Source organism: Curtobacterium sp. MCLR17_042 (assembly GCF_003234695.1).
GTDB lineage: Bacteria > Actinomycetota > Actinomycetes > Actinomycetales > Microbacteriaceae > Curtobacterium > Curtobacterium flaccumfaciens.
Window position 1 is genome coordinate 76,079 of the sequence record NZ_QKTD01000001.1, and the last position, 19,554, is coordinate 95,632.

Genomic DNA, 19,554 nt, shown 5'->3' on the forward strand with positions numbered 1-19,554 from the left:
GGAACAGGCAGTGCCCGACACGACCTCGGAGGTGACCGGTGGCTGACCCCAAGGGATTCCTGAAGGTCCAGGAACGCGAACTCCCGCCCCGGCGACCCGTGCCCGTGCGGCTCATGGACTGGAAAGAGGTCTACGAGCAGCAGGAGTCCGGTGTCCTGAAGCGCCAGGCCGGACGCTGCATGGACTGCGGCGTGCCGTTCTGCCACCAGGGCTGCCCGCTCGGCAACCTGATCCCGGAGTGGAACGACCTGACCTGGCGCGGTGAGGGCCGGCAGGCGATCGAGCGCCTGCACGAGACGAACAACTTCCCGGAGTTCACGGGTCGGCTCTGCCCGGCCCCGTGCGAGTCGTCGTGCGTGCTCGGCATCAACCAGCCCCCGGTGACGATCAAGCAGGTCGAGGTCTCGATCATCGACCAGGCGTTCCAGAACGGCTGGGTCACCCCGCACCCGCCGGAGCGCCTGACGGGCAAGACCGTCGCCGTCGTGGGCTCCGGTCCCGCCGGACTCGCCGCCGCGCAGCAGCTCACGCGTGCCGGCCACACGGTCGCCGTCTACGAGCGGGACGACCGCATCGGCGGGCTGCTCCGCTACGGCATCCCGGACTTCAAGATGGAGAAGCGCCAGATCGACGCGCGCCTCGCCCAGATGCAGGCCGAGGGCACCCGGTTCCGTGCCGGGGTCGAGATCGGCAGGGACATCACCTGGGACGACCTGAAGTCGCGCTACGACGCGGTCGTCGTCGCCACCGGTGCCACGGTGCCGCGCGACCTGCCGATCCCGGGGCGCGACCTCGAGGGCGTGCACTTCGCCATGGACTACCTGGTCCAGCAGAACAAGGCGAACGCGGGCACGACGGTCGACAACCAGATCACGGCCGAGGGCAAGCACGTCGTCGTCATCGGCGGCGGCGACACCGGCGCGGACTGCATCGGCACCGCCCACCGCCAGGGTGCGCTGAGCGTGACGAACCTGGCGATCGGCAAGCAGCCGCCGCTCGAGCGTCCGTCCGACCAGCCGTGGCCGATGTTCCCGACCGTGTTCGAGATCACGAGCGCGCACGAAGAGGGCGGCGAGCGGCACTTCCTCGCCTCCACCGTCGAGTTCCTGTCGAACGACGCAGGCGAGGTCCGCGCACTGCGGGTCGCCGAGACCGAGTACCTCGACGGCCGGCGGGTCCCGAAGGCGGGCAGCGAGCGGGAGATCCCGGCCGACCTCGTCCTCATCGCGATGGGCTTCACCGGTCCCGAGTCGGACACGATCGAGCCGCAGCTCGGTCTGCCGACCGCGGTCTCCGGGGCGCTCGACCGCCGTGCCGACTACGCGACCAACGAGGCCGGCGTGTTCGTCGCCGGCGACGCTGGTCGTGGGCAGTCGCTCATCGTGTGGGCGATCGCCGAGGGTCGTGCCGCGGCCGCCCAGGTCGACGAGTACCTCGAGGGCTCCACGATCCTGCCGGCACCGGTCAAGGCGACCGACCGGGCGATCTCCGTCTGATGTCGGACGATCACGGAATGTCGGACGGCCACCAGATGTCGGACCGCCGCCAGACGGCGGACCGTCTCCACCAGATGCTCACGCTCCCGTGAGCGTGAGGCCACCAGCACTCGGTAGGGTGCTGGTGGCCTCGCTTCGTTCCGCGCGGCCCCACAGCGCGGAAACCCAAGCTCCATCCACCACCACGAAGGAATCCATTGAGACGCGCAAAGATCGTTTCGACGCTCGGACCGGCAACGTCGGACTACGAGACCGTCAAGGAGATCATCGAAGCGGGCGTCGACGTCGCCCGCCTCAACCTCAGCCACGGTGACTACAGCGTCCACGAGGCCAACTACGTCAACGTCCGTCGTGCCGCCGAAGAACTCGGCAAGCCCGTCGCGATCCTCGTCGACCTGCAGGGTCCGAAGATCCGTCTGGCACGGTTCGCCGACGGCCCGCACGACCTGGCGGTCGGTGACATCTTCACCATCACGACCGAGGACGTCCCCGGCTCGAAGGAGATCTGCGGCACGACGTTCAAGGGCCTGCCGCAGGACGTCAAGCCCGGCGACCCGCTGCTCATCGACGACGGCCGTGTCCGCCTCCGTGTCCTCGACACCGACGGCGTGCGGGTCCGCACCGAGGTCGTCGTCCCCGGCACGGTGTCCAACAACAAGGGCATCAACCTGCCCGGTGTCGCCGTCAACGTCCCCGCGCTGAGCGAGAAGGACGAGGCCGACCTGCGCTGGGCGATCCGCCAGGGCGCCGACCTCATCGCGCTGTCGTTCGTGCGCAACGCGAGCGACGTCGTGCGTGCCCACGAGATCATGGACGAAGAGGGCAAGCGCCTGCCGGTCATCGCCAAGGTCGAGAAGCCCCAGGCCGTCGACGCGCTCGAGGAGATCATCGACGCCTTCGACAGCATCATGGTCGCCCGCGGTGACCTCGGCGTCGAGCTCCCGCTCGAGGCCGTCCCGATCGTGCAGAAGCGCGCCGTCGAGCTGTCCCGCCGCATGGCGAAGCCGGTCATCGTCGCGACCCAGATGCTCGAGTCGATGATCTCGTCGCCGATCCCCACCCGCGCCGAGACGTCCGACGTCGCCAACGCCGTCCTCGACGGTGCCGACGCGGTCATGCTGTCCGGTGAGACGAGCGTCGGTGAGTACCCGGTGCAGACCGTCCGCACCATGGCCCGCATCGTCGAGTCCACCGAGGACCACGGGCTCGAGCGCATCGCCCCGCTCGGCACCAAGCCGCGCACCCTCGGCGGTGCGATCACCCTCGCCGCCGTCGAGATCGCCGAGTTCACCGAGGCGTCGTACCTCTGCGTCTTCACCGAGTCCGGTGACTCGGCCCGCCGCATGTCGCGCCTGCGCCACGGTCTGCCGATCATCGCCTTCACCCCGAACGAGGCCACGCGCCGCCGGATGGCCCTCACCTGGGGTGTCCGTTCGTTCCTGGTGGAGCGGAAGACCCACACCGACGAGCTCTTCTCGCAGGTGGACGACGTCCTCCTCGAGAACGGCCTGGCCGCCCCCGGCGACCGCGTCATCGTGACGGCCGGGTCCCCTCCCGGCATCGAGGGCTCGACGAACGACCTGCGCGTGCACCGGGTGGGCGACGCCCACGCCGAGGCCGCCCCGGCCTACGTCCGGGACTGATCCGAGGGATCCGTCGCCGCCAGGGCGCGGACTGGAGGCCCGGCGCGCGCAGCGCCGACCGCTTCCGGTCCGCGCCCTGCCGCGTGTCCACGGCCCTGGTGGTGACCGGACGTCGGCCGCAGGCGGCAGGATGGTCGCTGTGAGCCTCCGATCCGACACCCCGGCGCCGCGCGCCGACGTCCGCCGCTGGCGTCGCTACCTGGCCGACGAACGTGCCGAGGCGGCCGTGTACCGCAACCTCGCTGCCCGCCGTTCCGGCGAGGAGCGCGAGATCCTCGCCGCGCTGGCCGAGGCCGAGGGACGGCACGCCGACCACTGGCTCGACCTGCTCGGCGACGACGTCGGACGGCCGCAGCGGGGGAGCCTGCGCACCCGGGTGCTCGCCGTTCTGGCCAAGCGGTTCGGGTCGGTCTTCGTCCTCGCGCTCATGCAGCGCGCCGAGGACCGCTCGCCGTACGCCGACGACTCGGACGCGACCGCGCGGATGGCCGCTGACGAGCGGATCCACGGCGAGGTCGTGCGCGGGCTCGCGAACCGCGGCCGGATGCGGCTGTCCGGCACGTTCCGGGCGGCGGTGTTCGGCGCGAACGACGGCCTGGTGTCCAACCTGGCGCTCATCATCGGCATCAGTGCCTCCGGGGCCGACCGGCACTTCGTGCTGCTGAGCGGCATCGCCGGCCTGCTCGCCGGCGCGTTGTCGATGGGGGCGGGGGAGTACGTCTCCGTCCGGTCGCAACGCGAACTGCTCGAGGCGTCCGCGCCGCACCCCGAGGCCGGCAAGGCGGTGTCGGACCTCGACGTCGACGCGAACGAGCTCGCCCTGGTCTACCGGGCGCGCGGGATGTCCGAGGCCGAGGCGACCGAGCACGCCGCGCAGGTGCTGTCCGGCATCGGCGAGCGGCGGCCGGCGACCGGGTCGACCGCGGTCGCGGACGACCACGAGGCGGTCGGCACCGGGCTGAGCGCCGCGGTGTCGAGCTTCTGCTTCTTCGCCTCGGGCGCGATCATCCCGGTGCTGCCGTTCCTGTTCGGCATGCAGGGCTGGCCGGCGATCGCGGTGGCCGGCGGGCTGGTGGGCATCGCCCTGCTCGGCACCGGCGCCGTCGTCGGCGTGCTCAGCGGGGCCTCGCCGGGCAAGCGGGCCTTCCGGCAGCTCGCCATCGGGTTCGGTGCGGCGATCGTCACCTACGCGCTCGGGCTGCTCTTCGGCACCGGGTCGGCCTAGCGGCGGACGGCGGCGCGCGGCCGGTGAGCGGCGACTACCGGCGGACGGCGGCGCGCGGCGGCAGGAGCAGCAGGGCCGCAGCCCCGACGACGATGAGCGCGATGCCGGCGAAGACCATGAAGACGGTCAGCGCGAGTCCGGGCGCGACGAGCACGACGATTCCCCCGATGATCGACAGCACGCCGCTGACGACCGTCGGGACGCGTGACGACCCCGGGTGGCCGACGAACCCGCCGACGATCGCGGCGACCCCCTCGATCAGGAACCCGACCCCGGCGAGCACGGCGTAGACGACGAGCGGGATCGCCGGGTCGAGCAGGGTCACGAGCCCCGCGACCGCGACCAGGCCGCCGACGATGCCGGACGTCCAGCGCCACACCGGACGGGTGCCGTGCCCACGCACCGCGGCGAAGACCCGGAGCGCTCCGGCCACGACGAGGTACACGCCGAACAGCAGCGCCACGAGCACGAGCGACGGGCGGGGCCAGACGATGGCCACGATGCCCAGTGCGATGGCGACGACGGCGGTGACGACGACGAACACCCGGAACGTCCTGACGGCACGAGAATCCACGAGCGCTCCTCCCTGATCGCCAGCGCTGGTGCCCAGCACGCTACCCGTCGGAGCTGCGGACCGTGCAACGACCTGCAACCCCCGCGGCCGTACCGTGCGGACCAGGCGCGCGACCCGTGCGCCCCGACAGCGTCGTCGAAAGGGCACCACCATGACCATCGCACCCTCGCCCACCAGCTACGCCGCACCCGGCGAGCCCGGCTCCCTGGTCGAGTACCGATCCCGGTACGACCACTTCATCGGCGGGGAGTACGTGCCGTCCGCCAGCGGGCAGTACTTCGAGAACCCCACCCCCGTCACGGGCAAGGTGTTCACCGAGGTCGCCCGCGGCGACTCGACGGACGTGGACCGGGCCGTCGCCGCCGGATGGAAGGCGTTCCCGGCCTGGGGACGGACGAGCGCGGCCGAACGTGCCGTCATCCTCAACAAGATCGCCGACCGCATGGAGGAGCACCTCGAGATGCTCGCCGTCGCCGAGACGTGGGAGAACGGCAAGCCGATCCGCGAGACCCTCGGCGCCGACATCCCGCTCGCGATCGACCACTTCCGGTACTTCGCCGGGGCGATCCGCGCCCAGGAGGGCTCCGCCGGCGAGATCGACCACGACACCGTGGCGTACCACTTCCACGAACCGCTCGGCGTCGTCGGGCAGATCATCCCGTGGAACTTCCCGATCCTGATGGCGGTGTGGAAGCTCGCGCCGGCCCTCGCCGCCGGCAACTGCGTCGTGCTGAAGCCCGCCGAGCAGACGCCGGCGTCCATCCACGTGCTCGTCGAGCTCATCCGCGACCTGCTGCCCGCCGGGGTGCTCAACGTCGTCAACGGCTTCGGCATCGAGGTCGGCGCACCGCTCGCGCAGCACCCCGACATCCGGAAGATCGCCTTCACGGGCGAGACCACCACCGGGCGGCTGATCATGCAGTACGCGTCGCAGAGTCTCATCCCGGTGACGCTCGAGCTCGGCGGCAAGAGCCCGAACGTGTTCTTCCCCGACGTGGCGGCCGAGAAGGACTCCTTCTACGACAAGGCGCTCGAGGGCTTCACGTTCTTCAACCTGAACCAGGGCGAGGTCTGCACGTGTCCGTCCCGGGCACTCGTGGCGAAGGAGATCTACGACGGGTTCGTCACCGACGGCCTGGAACGCGTCCGTGCCGTCAAGCAGGGACACCCGCTCGACCTGTCGACGATGATCGGCGCCCAGGCGTCGAACGACCAGCTCGAGAAGATCCTGAGCTACATCGACATCGGCAAGCAGGAGGGCGCGAAGCTCCTGACCGGTGGCGAGCGCGCCGACCTGGGCGGCGAACTCTCGGGTGGCTACTACGTCACGCCGACGGTGTTCGAGGGTGACAACTCGATGCGGATCTTCCAGGAGGAGATCTTCGGGCCCGTGCTCGCCCTGACGTCCTTCAGCGGCTACGACGACGCGATCGCCACGGCCAACGACACCCTGTACGGGCTCGGCGCCGGCGTGTGGAGCCGTGACGTCACGACCCTGTACCGCGCCGGACGGGACATCCAGGCCGGGCGCGTGTGGTCGAACACGTACCACCAGTACCCGGCGGGTGCGGCCTTCGGCGGCTACAAGCAGTCCGGCATCGGGCGTGAGAACCACAAGATGATGCTCGACCACTACCAGCAGACGAAGAACCTGCTCGTCTCCTACGCCGACGGACCGATGGGCTTCTTCTGATGCCCGACACCGCACGCGTCGCGGTGACGCCGGCGGCGGGGGAGCTCCTCGGCACCCTCACCGCCCGGCACGGCCCGCTGATGTTCCACCAGTCCGGCGGCTGCTGCGACGGCTCGAGTCCGATGTGCTACCCCGTCGGCATGTTCCGGACCGGTCCGGGAGACGTCCTGCTCGGCGCGTTGCAGGTGGACGGCCTCGAGCCGGTCGAGGTCTACATGTCGGTGTCGCAGTTCGAGTACTGGAAGTACACACGCGGGGGTGTAGCCGGGTGATGGCTCCTGGTGTGGCCGTTGATTCCGCGGGGATCGGGGCGTGGGCGAGGACAGCCGGTTTGTGTGCCGAAGTGGTGCTGTTGCGGACTCGTTGCGGACTGCTGGGGCCTCTGACGGAGGTAGCTGCGCCGTGCTCGGGTCAGTGAGGAGCACTCCGTCTTCGTCGTATCTGCCCCATCCGTCAGGAGAAATTTGGACCTTTCCTTCATGGCGCGCCGCGACGACGTGCGAGTAGTCTGTTGTCAACAGGGGGTGTGGATAACACGCCCGAAACTGTGGACAACGTGTGGACAACGAGAACGAAGAGGAGGTGATCGGGATGCTGAACCATCAGGACGCTGTGTTCAACTACGACCTCGAGGTGGAGGACGTCGCGAAGACGTTTGTGCAGCTCGATGCGCTGCGCGAAGACGCAGACGTGACTCCCATGAAGCTTCAGAAGCTTCTCTACCTCGCGCAGGCCAACTACCTTGCGTCGACGGGTCGCCGCCTGTTCAACGAGCCGGTGGAGGCCTACAAGCACGGGCCCGTCGTGTACCGCGCCTGGAAGATGTTCCCCGGTAACCAGATCATCGCGACCCAAGACGCCAGCAGTTACTCCGACGCCAGCGCTCTACCCGAGGACGTCGAAGCCTTCATCGGACAGGTGTGGGAACGGTACAAGGACCTGAGCGCGGCCGCTCTGCGGCGCCTGACTCACCACCAGGAACCTTGGACCAGGAACTACGTCGAGGACGCTTATCGTCCCGAGATCCCCGACGCCGACATGGTCGAGTTCTTCCGTGACAAGGTGCCGGCCAAGGATCGAGTGTTCCACTCGGCTGTGGTCATGGTGCCTGAGGGGTTCGTTGAGGCCGCGGATGAGAACGAAGACGAGATTGTTCTTCGACTGTCGCGGCTCTTCGAGAAGTGACGACTGCACCTGTCTGGTCGGCTGTCCGTCCGCTGGACGACGATCACGACCTAGACGTTTTTCTCTCCGGTCGCCCATCTGTCGACACCTGGTTGCAGGATAAGGCCAGGCAGAACAGTCACTTCGTGCACACTCACGTGTGCGTCGATGAGGCAGGTATCGTTCGCGGCTTCTTCGCGCTGAGGACCGTAGTAGTGCCTGTCGAAGGACTCTCCAACCGACTTTCGCGCGGAGCTCAAGACGGTTTCGCCACAGCTTCGCTGCTGGCCCAGATGGGGGTGCGGAGAGAAGACCAGGGTGGGGGGCAGGGGGCGCTCCTAGTGGGTGAAGCGATGAAGAAGGCGGTTGAGGCGCACAAGGCGAGCAGCCTGCAGCTGTTCGTCGTCGATGCCGCGGAAGAATCGCTTGTGCCGTTCTACGAGAAGTACGGCTTCGCGCGCTTGCCGAACTCGCTTCGGCTCGCCGTCACGATGAGTGCGGCCGTAAAGGCGGTCGGCTGATTGCGGCATCGTACTGATCGATTCACTCGTAATGAATAGGTCGTCGGTTCGATTCCGACAGGCGGCTCCAAGAGAAAGCCCCGTTCAGCGAGACCTTTGGGTCCATCTGAATGGGGCTTCTTCGTGCTCATGGTGCACACAGCGGTGCACACAATCGACACCGTCAATGGTTGGCCGTTCAACACTCCGCGGTGGTCGCACCTGCGATGGTCTCTGCTGGCGTCTGACCGTGTCGCTGCGTGTAGGCGGCGGTGAAGCGGGCCAGGTGGATGAACCCCCACTGACGAGCGACGTGGGCGAGGTCGAAGTCGAAGTCGTCGGCCATCAATGCACGGTGCACGGCATCGAGGCGATGGCGTAGTACGAACTGGGTCGGTGTTCCTGAGCTCTGAGCGAGCAGGGTCGCGCGGAGCTCGGATGTGTTGATGTGGGCGGCGGACGCGAGGTCTGCTTCATTGAGGACGCCTGCTGGGTTCGCGTCGATGCGAGCGTGCAGGACGGTGAGGATGTCGGGCGTTCGGTCCGGTTCGACGTTCATGAGCAAGTCCTCTCGGACGCGGCAGCCGCGTTCTTGTTGGAGACGCTTCGGCCCGGTACGGCGACCGAGGCTGAGGCTACGGCGTTCCAGCGCCGCGCGATACCCAAGGGACGGCGCTCACAGCTGTTGTGCCGCCTCCGGCAACGCTGGACCTGTCCCATCGGCGCAATCCTCCACGCAAGTCAAACCCGCTCCGGAATAGCGTGTGGAACGTGGCTCGTCGTTCCCCGATCTCCGCGGGCACACAGAAAGGAACACGGTGAAGCACATCGTCTACGGTCTCTCGTCCGTCATCGCAGCCGACGACGTGGCACACGCGCTCGTGCACTACGCCGCAGTGCTCGCCCAGGCTCGCGCCAGTGACGTCGTCGAGGTACCGACCGTCGACTTAAACGGCCTTCCCACCGTCACGTCGATCCTGCTTGGGCCCGGCATCCCGCTTCTCATCGAAAGCGCGCCGGACGACGAGCTCGAGACCTCTCGGCCAGAGTTCGTCGAACACCTCAAGCATCTCACCCGAGACCTCGTCGCGGACGGCACGTTCCACACCTGGTGACTTCGTCGACGCGGCACGCTGCAACCCCCGAAGCGAACATCGCCTGGCCAGCTTCAACCGCAACCACGCCGGCACTCGCGGTGCTCTGACGGCCATCCGCCCGACGCGGACCGAGAGGCGATGTGCAGGGAGTTACGAAACCGTTACCCGCTTCGATCGGCGTAAGCGCGCGGGAGTAGCACAAGTGACATTTGACTCAAAGGTCGTTGCGGCGCGACCCTCAGGGCATGACCTGGCACGCGCTCGTGAGCGGACTCAGCGCCGAGAATCGCGCTGCGCTTGCGGTCGCGCTCGCAGACGTAGCGGTCGACGACGGGCAGCCGCTCGAGTCGTGGTTGCGTCACTGGTTCACGAACGTCCACTCGAAGAAGATCGCCCCGAAGACGATCGCGTCGTACCGGACCTCGATTGAGCAGTACATCGTGCCGGCGATCGGAACCGTCGGGCTCCGCGCGCTCACTCCGACACACGTCGGGCTGCTCGAAAAGTTCATCCGCGACCATGGGCTCGGTGGGGCCAGTGCACAACAGGCATATCGGGTGCTGTCTCTTGCACTGCGGGACGCGGTCCGATACGAGCACATCCCGCGCAACGTCGCGACTCTGGTCGGCGCACCGAAGAAGAAGCCGGCGCAACTGGTTGCCCTCACCGCGGACGACGGAGCACGGATCCTCGAGACAGTGCAGCACGATCGGCTCGGCTCCCGCATCGCTGCAGCCCTGCTCACGGGTGCGCGGCAGGGGGAGCTCCTTGGTCTCGAGCTCGACCGTGTCACCGACGAGCTCGACCTGTCGTGGCAGTTGAAGCGGTTCTCCTGGTCGCACGGCTGCATGAGGCACTCGTCTGGCGGGCCGCGCTGCGGCGGGCGGCAGGGGGCGAAGTGTCCCGAACGGCATCTGGACGCTCCGGAGGATCAAGAGTTCCGGCACCTGACTGGTGGGCTGTGGTTGTCCCGGCCGAAGTCCGCCGCAGGTTGGCGTGTGGTGCCGTTGGTGGATCCGTTGCGGTCGATCATCGAACGGCGTGTGCAGGTTGCTGCGGAGGAACCGAACCCGCACGGGCTGCTGTGGACGTCGGACCGGAAACGCACTCGGCAGGGCGACGCCCTTGCCCTCGATGGGTCTCCGATCGATCCGCGTGACGACAACCGTGCGTGGCACGAGGTGCTGACGAGAGCGCGCGTGCGGGACGCTCGCCTTCACGACGCACGGCACGCAGCTGTCGACCTGCTCTACGCAGCTGACGTCTCAGAAGCAGTCATCGGCGACATCGTCGGCCACTCCACCGTGATGATGTCGAGGGCCTACCGCTCGCGAGGGGATCGCGGTGCCCAACGCGCGGCGCTCGAAGCCATGGCGCGACTCGTCACACCGACCGATCCATCATCATCACCAGGGGGAACACCATGAACCGTCACACCAGAATCGCGTCGGCCTTCGCAACTGCAACAGCCATCGGAATCCTGCTCGCGTCATGCAGCGGGGGAGCGCAGACCGATCAAGGGGAAGCAGCGAGCAGCCCAGCCTCGGAGACGAAGACCACGGCGCCGACCCCCGTCGAGCACATCGACGACACATGGACGTTCGACTACCAGGGAGCAACCGGCACGTTCAAGCTCAGCGGCGACCCGACCAACGCGGACGCCGCCGCTGTCGAGACGGCTCGCGCCACAGTCGACGGCGAGCCCGTCACCCTGGTCCCGGTCGAGATCGACAACACAGCGGGGACCGAGTCGCTCAACATGTACGGCATCACCGTCGTCACGAAGGACGGGCAGCAGATCGACAGCGTCGACCTCGCCGACAAGTTTTCCGCCTGGGAAGACGCGGCAGGAGACGACGTCGACAAGTACAACGCCCTCATCGACGCCAACAACAAGTACGCCATGTTCGACCTCGCGGCCGGTGCCAAGGGCACGGCGCTGGTCGCCTTCGACCAGCCCGTCACCTCCGCGTGGCGAGTCACCGTGATGCCGGCCGGCGGCTTCGATGAGGTCGAGGCCTCGCCGGGCAAGTAGCCGATACTGGAAGGGTTTCGAAAGTAGTGGGCACCCTCCGATCGACCGAAACGCAGGAGTCCGAAGGCAGCGGCGACAACATCAGCGAAGCACGCCGGGCGGCGATCTCTGCACTGAACCTCGACGGTTTCGAGCTGCAGCAAGCGAACACGGTCACCAGCAAGGCGACGGGGGAGACCACGATCAAGGCTCGGGCCCGGTCGACAGCGACGAAGCCGCACGAGGCCAGCGGTGCGAACTACTCGGCTGCACTGCACGCCTACCTCACGTCGATCCCCAATGGATGGCAGTCGCAGAACTTGCGGGAGGTCCAGGAGTGAGCGTTGCGGGACGCGAGCCGCGTTGCCCAGCATGTGACAGTGAGCGGCTCCGGCTGACTGAACTCCACGAGGGCTTTCCGCAGCACACGTGCTTGGACTGCGGATGGACCGGTTACCCGAGCTAGGGAGCGTCGGGCGCTGGTCGACTAGAGCCGGAACGGATCGTCGGTGGTTGCGGCGACGATCTTCGTCATGGCCGAGCACAAGTGGGCACCACCCGAGCATCAGGACGTTCCCGTCTACGCCGCCGAGTCGTTGCCGCTCGACGAGATCGGTGACCCTGCAGCGCTCGATGCCCCGGCGCCCGTGTGGATCGACCGCTTGGTCTTCGACCAGATCGGCGAGCTCCCGAGAGTCAAAGCCTTCGCCATAGCCCAGTCCGACGTCGCCGTGTACGCCGAGATCGCGTGGCAGGGACGATTGCAGCGTGCGTGGGTGCCGCGCTCGAGCGTGAGGCGGCGCACGCTGGCGCCGCGTCGAGACTGATGGCGCGCCGACGACGGGACCGATGGGCGCTCGGCCCAGCGTTCTCGCTCCCAGAAGCAGCCCGAGGCGGTCCCGACTACGACGTCGTCCCGCCAGACCCGGTGCTCGCGTGGCTGCAGTTCCCCGACCGCATCCTGGAAGTAGAAGCTCATGGCATCGCGTACACGGAGCGCGCGGTGCTCGTCGAGTGGGGTTTCGGGCAAGCAGCCGAGTGCGCCTGGGTGTGGAGGGATGCCGTTCGCACAAGGCGCGATCCTGAGCGGCCAGCTCGATAGTGCGAGGGCAAGTGGCCTCTCGATCGTGATGTTGGGTCGGGAGGCCGCTCTGGCCTTTCAGCTTCCGCCCGGCACAGTACGGTGTTCTCGTGAACGACTGGACCGCTGTCATTGCAGGTCTCGGGGGTACCGTGCTGGGCGCAGGCATCGGTCTCGTCAGCGACCGTCTGGCGACCGGAGACCGTCGACGAGAACGCCGCGCCGAAGCAGCCGACAAGCTCATGGACGCGTACATCGACTATGCAGGCGAATGCTTGAACGCCATCCGCGAGAAGCGCGAGTACTCGGATGATCTCGCGGTGATGAAGCTCGCACGGCTAGTTGGAACCGTCCGTCAATTCCAGCCGCCGGCTCGCTTCATGCGGGCGCTCCTCGAGGCGATACGGGTGACGAACCTTGCTGCGACCGAGCACGAACTGTCGCAGATCAACGGGGCGGTCATCGGGGAACTGACTGTTTGGGCTTCGTCTGGACGGGTCCGATCTGCGCTTCGCTGGCGGGGGCGCACGTCAATCCTCTGACAGGGCGTAAAGTCGGCAACCGGCCCTGATCGGCAGGGCCATCGAGCGTCCTGAGGAGGACCCATGCTCAGTCAGATGGCACAAGACTTCGCCGCCGAGATCGCCGGCCACGACTGGTCCGATGCCCCGTACCGCGCGGACCGCGCCGGTCACCAGCGCAGCTTCGATGGCAAGAAGAGGACCGCCGCGCAGCTCTCGCCCTCTGAAACAGAAGTGGTCGTGATCAACGTGATGTGGGTCGTCGCTCAGCAGCTTGCATCAGTCGATCCGAACTTCAACGTGCACGAGTTTGCGGAGGCCTGCGGCGTCGCGCGGCGCTTCCGACTCCGGACCGATGGTTCGGCAAGCGGAGCGATTCCTGGCGGTCTGCGCCCCGAGGACTACCGGGTCCAGCGGACAGCTTAAATCGAAACGACGAAAGACCCCCTCGGCCAGAAGCCGAGGGGGTCTTTGTTGTCGGGTCGTTAAACCATCCGTGCGAGCGCGTCCTCGAGGATGAGGTCCGCGACGCCCGCCTGGCCGTAGGCGTTGAAATGCACACCGTCGAAGTACATGCCGTTGCCGGCGGAACCGACAGTGACACCGGCCTCAAGGGCGTTGCGGAGATCGGTGACGAACGAGTTCGGTGTTGCAGCAGCAGCCGCGTAGACCGCATCGACGTAAGCCTGGTACGGGTACGACCGGGCTGCGCCGGTGATCGACGGCTCCGGGAACACGATGAACTGCACCGTCGGCTTCACCGTGACCGGAGCGATCATCCACGACACGGAGTTCGTCAGCTGCGTCTGGAACAGTGCCGGGTCGACGTTGCCGAAGTACTCGTTGAACCCGAACTCGATGGTCACCATCCGCGGCTGGATGAGACCCATCGACTGGAAGATCAGCGACGTCGAGTCGGTGCCGTAGTCGCCGATCTTTGCTGAACCCTTGCCGGCGTCCCAGATGCGGATGCCTCTTGTGCGGTCGCCGTTGTAGGGCATGATGCCGTCGATCGCGACGTTTCCCGCCGAGCCGCCGGTGATGCGGATGGTGTGGGAACCAGCGGTGAGGCCGGTCAACGAGAACTTCGTCGCCTTGCGAGCTGACGCAGGTAGCGCCCACGGCTGAGCAGCGCCGCCGTCCACCGACACCGTTGCGGTGGTGCTGGCCGTTGCGAGCGTGCCCCCGAAGACGTCAACCGAGTCCCCGGTGAACGTGAACTGGATCCAGTCGGACGTGGTGGTGAGAGCCAGCGACCGGGATGCGAGGCCCGACCCGACGGCAATGAGGTTTCCGGAGTAGGTCACACCTGACGGCGTGACGCGTCCGTTCGCGGTGGTGCCGGCGACGAAGAAGGTCTGGTAGAACGCAGGGATGTACCCGATGGAGCCCGCGACCGGGGACAGCAGCGGGAAGCGATTGCGGAGGGCGAGCTGAAGGCGGTCCAGCCAGCGCACCTGGCGCCCGAGAGCGACTTCGGGAGCTCCGTTCGCCGGACCGCCCTCGGTCATGGAGGTGCCCCAGCAGACCCAGTCGAAGGGGGCGACGTCGCGGCCTCCCAGACCGGCGGTGAGGGGCCGCTTGACGGACTGACGCGTTGCTCGTGCGCTACTTCGCACGTACCGGAGATCCAGCGCGGCGCCCTCAGGAGTGGCGGGGTCGGAGAAGTTCGCGGCCTGACGCTGGCGCACTGCAGTCGGGAACTGCTTGGTGGTCGCGTCTGCGGCGATGAACGGGGGCACGGTTGCCATGAGTGACCTCCAGGTCAGTTTGAGGTGTACGCGCCCGTGGCGGAGTCGTACGTGATGTTGGAACCAGCAGGCACCGAGTACACGCCGGTGGCGGAGTCGTACGTGAGGGGCGCGGAACCGCCGCCACCGCCGCCGGCAGCAGCGATCGCGTGCGCCAGAGCAGCACCCTCGACAGTGGTCGGGTCCGCGAGGTTCTCCGCGAGCCGAGCCCGCACTTCCTGCGGCAGTTCCCCGGTCGCTGAGGCGGTCAGGTGGATCGGAAGCTCCGACCACAGGCTGAACCCGTCACCGATCTTCGTCACCCGCGACGTGTCGTCATACCCCCACTCACCCGGCTCGAGCGGACGCGCACTGTCCGCCCAGGACTCCGCGTTCCCGCGCCGCACCACGATCGTTGCGTACTGCGTTGCCATGCTGGCCTTCCTTCAACTGGTCACGGCCATGCGGCCTACTTCAGCGCCCCGAAGGGCAGCGTCAAAGAACTGGGGGTCAGGCCAGACGTGACCCGAGGGTCGGCCACTTGCTGTCATCGCGGGCCTGACGAGCCGCGCTCGCTCGGTCGATCTTCTGCTGCTCCGCCGCCGTGAACACGATCGGCGGCTTCGTACGCTCCACAGCAGCCGTCAGCGCGTCGTTCGAGTCGGTGAGGATCGTCACCATCAGGTGTTCCGCGTCACGCTCGCTGATGACCTTGTCGAGGTCAGCACGTACAGCGCGGAGTTCGTCCCACACCTCGGTGATCGCGACGTCCCGAGCCGAAGCGGGACGCGGAGGCAGCCGCCGCTGGATGAACAGCAGGATCGCCCCGATCGAACCGCCGCCAGCGGTGATGAGGGCGATGAGGACAGAGTCGCTCACTTGTGGGCCTCCGGCTCAGGTACCTCCTCGCGCTCCGACAGGTGCAGCGCGCGGTAGAAGGGGACGACGGAGACCGCCATGGGCAGGATCGCGTACGCGAGACGTTCCCAGTCGCCGTCGCTGTGGGTGCGGACGATGATCGAGACGGCGTACGCGAACAGCGACAGGATCAGGACGTACTCGGCGATGATCTCGACGAGCAGCACCCGCTCCGGCAGGGGGTGCCGGGACGGGAGACGTTCCCGGTACCGCTTCGACACGTGCACGCCGATCATCGAAGTCACGGACGCGAGGATGATGATCGCCGGGATGCCGACCGACCATGCTCGACCCAACGTCACCTCGACGGTCGTGATGCCGAACACGGCGGTGAGGATGCCGTAGAGGGCCAGGAACGCGTACTTCACGGTCAGGGTGACGTAGAGCGAGGGGTGCGGTTCGTACCGCACGTCCTCGCCCCACTGTCGCCCGAACGCTGCCCGGAGGCGTCGCCCTCGAGCGGTCAAGGCTTCGGCTCGCTCTGCTCCGTACGCAGGTCCGTGGTCGACGGCTCGAACTGCGCCGGCAGCAGCTCCTGCGACTTCGCAGCCGCCGTCTCAACCGCCACCGCCTTCGGCACCGAACCGAGGCCGATCCGCGTCAGGAGCTCGTTGACCTTCGGGATCGCCATGATCTTCGTCAGCGCAGCCGACACTGCAGCGAGCGTCGCCACGGCACCCGTCAGCCACGCCAGCACCGGACCCGGGACGACGTCCGCGATGGCGTCGAGTACCTGCGGCGCCACGACGACGACGACAGTGAGCACCGTGGCGGCACCGATGACGACCTGCACCACGGTGCGGAGGACACGCTTCGACTGGAACCAGATGGTCTGGACGTCGATCTTCTCGACGGCCTCGTGCTCGCCGCTCACGCTGCGTCCTCCTCGGCCAGAGCCGCCTTCACAGCCGACTCGAACTTCGCCGACACCGCGACACCCAGGGAGTCCCGACGGTCACGGCAGTCCTGGATCAGACCGGACACCTGCGCCGAGGACAGCTCCTGGAACAAGCTGGTGTCGCCGGGGATCGCGGTCGAGTACGTGATCGCGCGGGACGAGGACACGGAGGTGAACGACAGCTCACCGATCGCGTACTTCTTCTGTGTCTTCTTGGACGTGACGTAGAGCATGTCTGCCTCGACTTTCGGAGTGGGTGGCTTGACGGGTGCCGGCGCTTTCACCGGCGGCTTGACGGATGCGGACGGCTTCGCCGCGAGGCGAGCTCGAGCGTCCGGGTACGGGGGAGCCGCTTCGGCACGGGTCGCGAACTCGTGGTGCCACGGCTCGCCGAAGTTGACGCCGGTCCACGTGCCTCCACGGCCCTCGACGATCTGGTGCAGCCGGGTGAACTCGTCCGCGTACAGGGCCCGGTTCGACCCGTCCGGCATGGTGATGCCGAAGTCGATCGCGTTGCCGTGATTGACCTCGTCATGCCGGGACGTGAAGGGCAAGGCGACGACCACACCGAGCGCAGCCCGGTTGTTCCACAAGTACGACTGCCGCCACCGGGAGCGCATGCCCTCGTTGACCGACAGGGAACCCGACCGGCCCTTCGACCGCAGGTACGCGTTGAAGTCGATGATCGTGGACAGCACCTGCAGAGCGATCCGCTCCGACATGACGTACTGCTCCACGCCGCGGAGATCCCCGAACGAGGACTTCCCCACGCTGAACTTGGCGACCATGACGGCCCCCTTCCAAGACGAAAGGCCACCCCGAACGGGATGGCCTGGAAGATGAGTGGGTGGGTCAGAACGAGACGACGCCGATCTGCACACCCTTCGTGCGGATCGTGTCCGAGTCCTTGTCGGTGTCGACGAACGCACGGACCACGTTCGCCCCACCCTTCGTGCGGGCGATGCCCGTGACGGAGAAGAAGATCCCGCCAGACGTGATCCGCGACAGCCGGCACGACGACGGATGGAGCACATTCTCGTCGTTGAACACCACCGACAGCACCCCCGACGCGTCCTGCTGATGCGCACCCACCGCGGTCCCCGTGACGGTGATGAGCACCGTCCGGTCGGCGTCCGTGTAGAACTGCTGACCAGCGATCCGCACCCGCCCAGCAGCCGGTGTGACGTCCGTGTCGACGTTGTCGTCTGCAGAAGGGAGCGCGTCGATCGACTGCGCCCGACGCCACTGCGGCGAAGACGCCGTACCCGACGACCGGTACGCGAAGTCCACGTCCACGCAGTACGCCTCCGTCCCACGGAGGAACAGCAGCGGGCTCATCTCCATGAGCGCGGCCTTCGAGTCCACCTGAACCGACGGGCGGATCGACGGCAGCGGCGAGTACAGGGTCGACGCTGCGAGCGTCTGACCGGCGCCGCGGCTGAACTGGTGCAGGGTCAGGAACTCCTGCCCCGTCTCGAGGGGCACCTCAGCACCCTTCAGCACCACCAGCTTCACCGGCTGAGCAGCGTTCGACGGGGAATACAGCAGGCCCACGTAGTACCGGGTCGGCGAAGACACCGCCGGCACCGACAGGGTCACGTCCGCGTCGATCTGATGACCGAACCCGTTCACCACCGCCCGCGCGTACCCCGACACCGACGACCGCTTGATCCGCACCGTGTCGTTCGTGTTCACCACGATCGCGTACGGGGAACCCCAGTCGTCGAGGATGCCGTTCCCAACAGCACCAACCGTCTGCGCCCACGCACCATCCGTCAGCTTCTGATCGACGATCGGGAACGAGGTCTCCGTCATGATGGTCTCCTTCTAGATCGCCTGCAGCAGCCGGACGCTCTTCAGCGCCTTCGCCACACGTGTGTTCGTCTTCGTCGTCCACGCCGACGAGTCCCTAGACCCGACCACCGCGGACACGGTCTCCGTCGGAGAACCGTCCTGCGCCTGCACCGTCGTCGTCACCTCACGGACCAGGTTCGACAAGTCGAGACCGTCGATGAAGACACCGACCTTGTCGCCGACGAACCAGTCACGCCGGTACCGGACGTCCGGGGAGTCCGTGATCGTGAACGACACGGTCACAGGTTCATCCCCGTCAGAGAGCGCATCGTCTCCAGCGTCCGCAAGCTCAGACGCGACCGTCGTCTGCCGCTGGTCGATAAGCGCTTCGACCTTCGCACCCCATGTCGTCTCCGCCTCGGCGGAAACACGTTCCACGAATAGGCGTGCCTGCCCCTGGCCGCCGCCCGCAACAATCGCGTCGGTGACGCTTGGCCGGTTCAGGGTGTAGGTCCACCCGTCGCCGATGACGCCACCGGTGAAGTCCGATGTGGCGCCGAACCGGACGTTCCCGGTCCGGTCGGTGATCGGTCGCACCGTGAACTGCAGGAACGGTGCGTCGTCCTCGCCCTGCAAGATGTCGACGTGCAACTTCCCGGACTCCGCGATGTCCGCGACGGTCGAACCGAGGAGGTCGAGTCGGCCCTTGATGGACACGTTCCGCCCACGCCCCAACGTCGCCGGCACCCGCAGCCGGGGTACGCGCCGTTCCGCTCGAGCGGCGTCCCCGGCGTTGAACCGGACGTAGCTGAGGAGCACCGACTCGGCAGGGCCCGACCGGTTGTCGTACGCGGCCGGTTGCGACGTGATCGGCGACGACGGGTCGGGGAACAGGATCCGGTCGTTGAGGACGTCGAGGTCCGACACTCCCGACACGGTTGACACGGTCGCGCCGCGTTGGATGCTCGTGATCGGCCCGGACATGACCAGCTGGTCACCTCGGGTGAGGAGTACCCCGTTCCCGGGCGTCAGCAGCCCCGTCAGTCCCTCGTTGCGGGCGGTGACGGACCAGGTGCCAGGGTCGGTGCCTGTGACGTTGTGCCGCTCCACGACGGTCAACGAGGACCAGAACTTCACGGGGTCGTAGGAGCGGCGGAGGTTCTTGTCCCGCGGCTGGATCGTCCACTGGGGCATGCGACCTCCCAG

The 19,554-nt window shown here is 67.5% G+C and carries 23 protein-coding genes, 1 tRNA gene and 1 pseudogene; 15 read left to right on the top strand and 10 right to left on the bottom strand.

Annotation, left to right across the window (positions count from 1 at the left end; translation table 11 throughout):
• Positions 1–38: 38 nt before the first annotated feature.
• The 3 genes from DEJ02_RS00340 to DEJ02_RS00350 all read left to right on the top strand — a co-directional run bounded on the left by DEJ02_RS00340 (position 39) and on the right by DEJ02_RS00350 (position 4,364).
• The gene (locus DEJ02_RS00340; protein WP_111031611.1) at positions 39–1,496 is read left to right on the top strand and encodes a glutamate synthase subunit beta; all 1,458 of its coding nucleotides are present in this window, start codon (positions 39–41) and stop codon (positions 1,494–1,496) included.
• Between the two features lie 197 nt (positions 1,497–1,693).
• Positions 1,694–3,139, top strand: a complete 1,446-nt coding sequence (gene pyk, locus DEJ02_RS00345) for a pyruvate kinase (RefSeq protein WP_017887208.1) — start codon at positions 1,694–1,696, stop codon at positions 3,137–3,139.
• Positions 3,140–3,269: 130 nt separating this feature from the next.
• Complete coding sequence (locus DEJ02_RS00350) at positions 3,270–4,364, top strand: VIT1/CCC1 transporter family protein (protein ID WP_111031612.1); 1,095 nt, start codon at positions 3,270–3,272, stop codon at positions 4,362–4,364.
• Between the two features lie 34 nt (positions 4,365–4,398).
• Here DEJ02_RS00350 and DEJ02_RS00355 read toward each other — a convergent pair whose 3' ends face one another.
• The gene (locus tag DEJ02_RS00355; RefSeq protein WP_173033968.1) at positions 4,399–4,938 is read right to left on the bottom strand and encodes an HdeD family acid-resistance protein; all 540 of its coding nucleotides are present in this window, start codon (positions 4,936–4,938) and stop codon (positions 4,399–4,401) included.
• Between the two features lie 151 nt (positions 4,939–5,089).
• Between DEJ02_RS00355 and DEJ02_RS00360 the strand changes: the two genes are divergently transcribed.
• The 5 genes and pseudogenes from DEJ02_RS00360 (at position 5,090) to DEJ02_RS00380 (ending at position 8,386) form a co-directional block, all read left to right on the top strand.
• The gene (locus tag DEJ02_RS00360) at positions 5,090–6,631 is read left to right on the top strand and encodes an aldehyde dehydrogenase family protein (RefSeq protein ID WP_111031614.1); all 1,542 of its coding nucleotides are present in this window, start codon (positions 5,090–5,092) and stop codon (positions 6,629–6,631) included.
• Positions 6,631–6,882, top strand: a pseudogene (locus DEJ02_RS00365) (DUF779 domain-containing protein); the annotation flags it as partial. The gene DEJ02_RS00360 and the pseudogene DEJ02_RS00365, both read left to right, overlap by 1 nt.
• Before the next feature lie 307 nt (positions 6,883–7,189).
• Entirely contained in the window at positions 7,190–7,816 is a 627-nt protein-coding gene (locus DEJ02_RS00370) for a Panacea domain-containing protein (RefSeq protein ID WP_111031615.1), read from the top strand.
• Positions 7,817–7,941: 125 nt separating this feature from the next.
• Positions 7,942–8,316, top strand: coding sequence for a GNAT family N-acetyltransferase (locus DEJ02_RS18235; protein WP_146249189.1), 375 nt, complete (start codon positions 7,942–7,944; stop codon positions 8,314–8,316).
• Positions 8,293–8,386 (top strand) — tRNA-Ser (locus DEJ02_RS00380). Before DEJ02_RS18235 ends, DEJ02_RS00380 begins: the two co-directional genes overlap by 24 nt.
• Positions 8,387–8,494: 108 nt before the next feature.
• On the opposite strand, the gene DEJ02_RS00385 is transcribed toward DEJ02_RS00380, so the two are convergent.
• Entirely contained in the window at positions 8,495–8,854 is a 360-nt protein-coding gene (locus tag DEJ02_RS00385) for a helix-turn-helix domain-containing protein (protein ID WP_111031617.1), read from the bottom strand.
• Positions 8,855–9,113: 259 nt separating this feature from the next.
• Here DEJ02_RS00385 and DEJ02_RS00390 point away from each other — a divergent pair, with 259 nt between their 5' ends.
• The 7 genes from DEJ02_RS00390 (at position 9,114) to DEJ02_RS00420 (ending at position 13,434) form a co-directional block, all read left to right on the top strand.
• A complete protein-coding gene (locus tag DEJ02_RS00390; RefSeq protein ID WP_111031618.1) occupies positions 9,114–9,410 on the top strand; it encodes a hypothetical protein in 297 nt (98 codons plus the stop codon).
• 227 nt (positions 9,411–9,637) lie between these two features.
• Positions 9,638–10,819: a tyrosine-type recombinase/integrase gene (locus tag DEJ02_RS00395; RefSeq protein ID WP_111031619.1), complete on the top strand. Its 1,182-nt coding sequence runs from the start codon at positions 9,638–9,640 to the stop codon at positions 10,817–10,819.
• Complete coding sequence (locus tag DEJ02_RS00400; RefSeq protein ID WP_111031620.1) at positions 10,816–11,427, top strand: hypothetical protein; 612 nt, start codon at positions 10,816–10,818, stop codon at positions 11,425–11,427. The genes DEJ02_RS00395 and DEJ02_RS00400 overlap by 4 nt, the downstream gene beginning before the upstream one ends.
• A gap of 26 nt (positions 11,428–11,453) precedes the next feature.
• Positions 11,454–11,747, top strand: a complete 294-nt coding sequence (locus DEJ02_RS00405; RefSeq protein WP_111031621.1) for a hypothetical protein — start codon at positions 11,454–11,456, stop codon at positions 11,745–11,747.
• Between the two features lie 192 nt (positions 11,748–11,939).
• Positions 11,940–12,233 carry a hypothetical protein gene (locus DEJ02_RS00410; protein ID WP_146249190.1) on the top strand — a complete coding sequence of 98 codons (294 nt, stop codon included), beginning with the start codon at positions 11,940–11,942 and terminating at the stop codon, positions 12,231–12,233.
• 364 nt (positions 12,234–12,597) lie between these two features.
• Positions 12,598–13,029, top strand: coding sequence for a hypothetical protein (locus DEJ02_RS00415; protein ID WP_146249191.1), 432 nt, complete (start codon positions 12,598–12,600; stop codon positions 13,027–13,029).
• Between the two features lie 63 nt (positions 13,030–13,092).
• Complete coding sequence (locus DEJ02_RS00420; RefSeq protein WP_111031624.1) at positions 13,093–13,434, top strand: hypothetical protein; 342 nt, start codon at positions 13,093–13,095, stop codon at positions 13,432–13,434.
• A gap of 59 nt (positions 13,435–13,493) precedes the next feature.
• On the opposite strand, the gene DEJ02_RS00425 is transcribed toward DEJ02_RS00420, so the two are convergent.
• The 8 genes from DEJ02_RS00425 to DEJ02_RS00460 form a co-directional block, all read right to left on the bottom strand.
• On the bottom strand, positions 13,494–14,759 hold the full coding sequence (locus DEJ02_RS00425) for an SGNH/GDSL hydrolase family protein (protein ID WP_111031625.1): 1,266 nt from the start codon (positions 14,757–14,759) through the stop codon (positions 13,494–13,496).
• 14 nt (positions 14,760–14,773) lie between these two features.
• Positions 14,774–15,172 carry a hypothetical protein gene (locus DEJ02_RS00430; RefSeq protein ID WP_111031626.1) on the bottom strand — a complete coding sequence of 133 codons (399 nt, stop codon included), beginning with the start codon at positions 15,170–15,172 and terminating at the stop codon, positions 14,774–14,776.
• 76 nt (positions 15,173–15,248) lie between these two features.
• Positions 15,249–15,617, bottom strand: a complete 369-nt coding sequence (locus DEJ02_RS00435; protein ID WP_111031627.1) for a hypothetical protein — start codon at positions 15,615–15,617, stop codon at positions 15,249–15,251.
• On the bottom strand, positions 15,614–16,066 hold the full coding sequence (locus tag DEJ02_RS00440; RefSeq protein WP_111031628.1) for a hypothetical protein: 453 nt from the start codon (positions 16,064–16,066) through the stop codon (positions 15,614–15,616). The genes DEJ02_RS00435 and DEJ02_RS00440 overlap by 4 nt, the downstream gene beginning before the upstream one ends.
• A gap of 53 nt (positions 16,067–16,119) precedes the next feature.
• Positions 16,120–16,530 carry a hypothetical protein gene (locus DEJ02_RS00445; protein WP_111031629.1) on the bottom strand — a complete coding sequence of 137 codons (411 nt, stop codon included), beginning with the start codon at positions 16,528–16,530 and terminating at the stop codon, positions 16,120–16,122.
• Complete coding sequence (locus DEJ02_RS00450) at positions 16,527–17,342, bottom strand: hypothetical protein (RefSeq protein ID WP_111031630.1); 816 nt, start codon at positions 17,340–17,342, stop codon at positions 16,527–16,529. The genes DEJ02_RS00445 and DEJ02_RS00450 overlap by 4 nt, the downstream gene beginning before the upstream one ends.
• 64 nt (positions 17,343–17,406) lie before the next feature.
• On the bottom strand, positions 17,407–18,369 hold the full coding sequence (locus DEJ02_RS00455; RefSeq protein ID WP_111031631.1) for a hypothetical protein: 963 nt from the start codon (positions 18,367–18,369) through the stop codon (positions 17,407–17,409).
• 12 nt (positions 18,370–18,381) lie between these two features.
• Positions 18,382–19,542, bottom strand: a complete 1,161-nt coding sequence (locus DEJ02_RS00460) for a siphovirus ReqiPepy6 Gp37-like family protein (protein WP_111031632.1) — start codon at positions 19,540–19,542, stop codon at positions 18,382–18,384.
• Positions 19,543–19,554: the final 12 nt, after the last annotated feature.

Bases quoted from the DNA above. Each gene is read 5' to 3' on its own strand.
- DEJ02_RS00350 (WP_111031612.1), top strand. From the start codon at position 3,270: ATGGTCGCTGTGAGCCTCCGATCCGACACCCCGGCGCCGCGCGCCGAC.
- DEJ02_RS00360 (WP_111031614.1), top strand. From the start codon at position 5,090: ATGACCATCGCACCCTCGCCCACCAGCTACGCCGCACCCGGCGAGCCC.
- DEJ02_RS00385 (WP_111031617.1), bottom strand. From the start codon at position 8,854: ATGAACGTCGAACCGGACCGAACGCCCGACATCCTCACCGTCCTGCAC.
- DEJ02_RS00395 (WP_111031619.1), top strand. From the start codon at position 9,638: ATGACCTGGCACGCGCTCGTGAGCGGACTCAGCGCCGAGAATCGCGCT.
- DEJ02_RS00400 (WP_111031620.1), top strand. From the start codon at position 10,816: ATGAACCGTCACACCAGAATCGCGTCGGCCTTCGCAACTGCAACAGCC.
- DEJ02_RS00410 (WP_146249190.1), top strand. From the start codon at position 11,940: ATGGCCGAGCACAAGTGGGCACCACCCGAGCATCAGGACGTTCCCGTC.
- DEJ02_RS00420 (WP_111031624.1), top strand. From the start codon at position 13,093: ATGCTCAGTCAGATGGCACAAGACTTCGCCGCCGAGATCGCCGGCCAC.
- DEJ02_RS00425 (WP_111031625.1), bottom strand. From the start codon at position 14,759: ATGGCAACCGTGCCCCCGTTCATCGCCGCAGACGCGACCACCAAGCAG.
- DEJ02_RS00430 (WP_111031626.1), bottom strand. From the start codon at position 15,172: ATGGCAACGCAGTACGCAACGATCGTGGTGCGGCGCGGGAACGCGGAG.
- DEJ02_RS00450 (WP_111031630.1), bottom strand. From the start codon at position 17,342: ATGGTCGCCAAGTTCAGCGTGGGGAAGTCCTCGTTCGGGGATCTCCGC.
- DEJ02_RS00455 (WP_111031631.1), bottom strand. From the start codon at position 18,369: ATGACGGAGACCTCGTTCCCGATCGTCGATCAGAAGCTGACGGATGGT.
- DEJ02_RS00460 (WP_111031632.1), bottom strand. From the start codon at position 19,542: ATGCCCCAGTGGACGATCCAGCCGCGGGACAAGAACCTCCGCCGCTCC.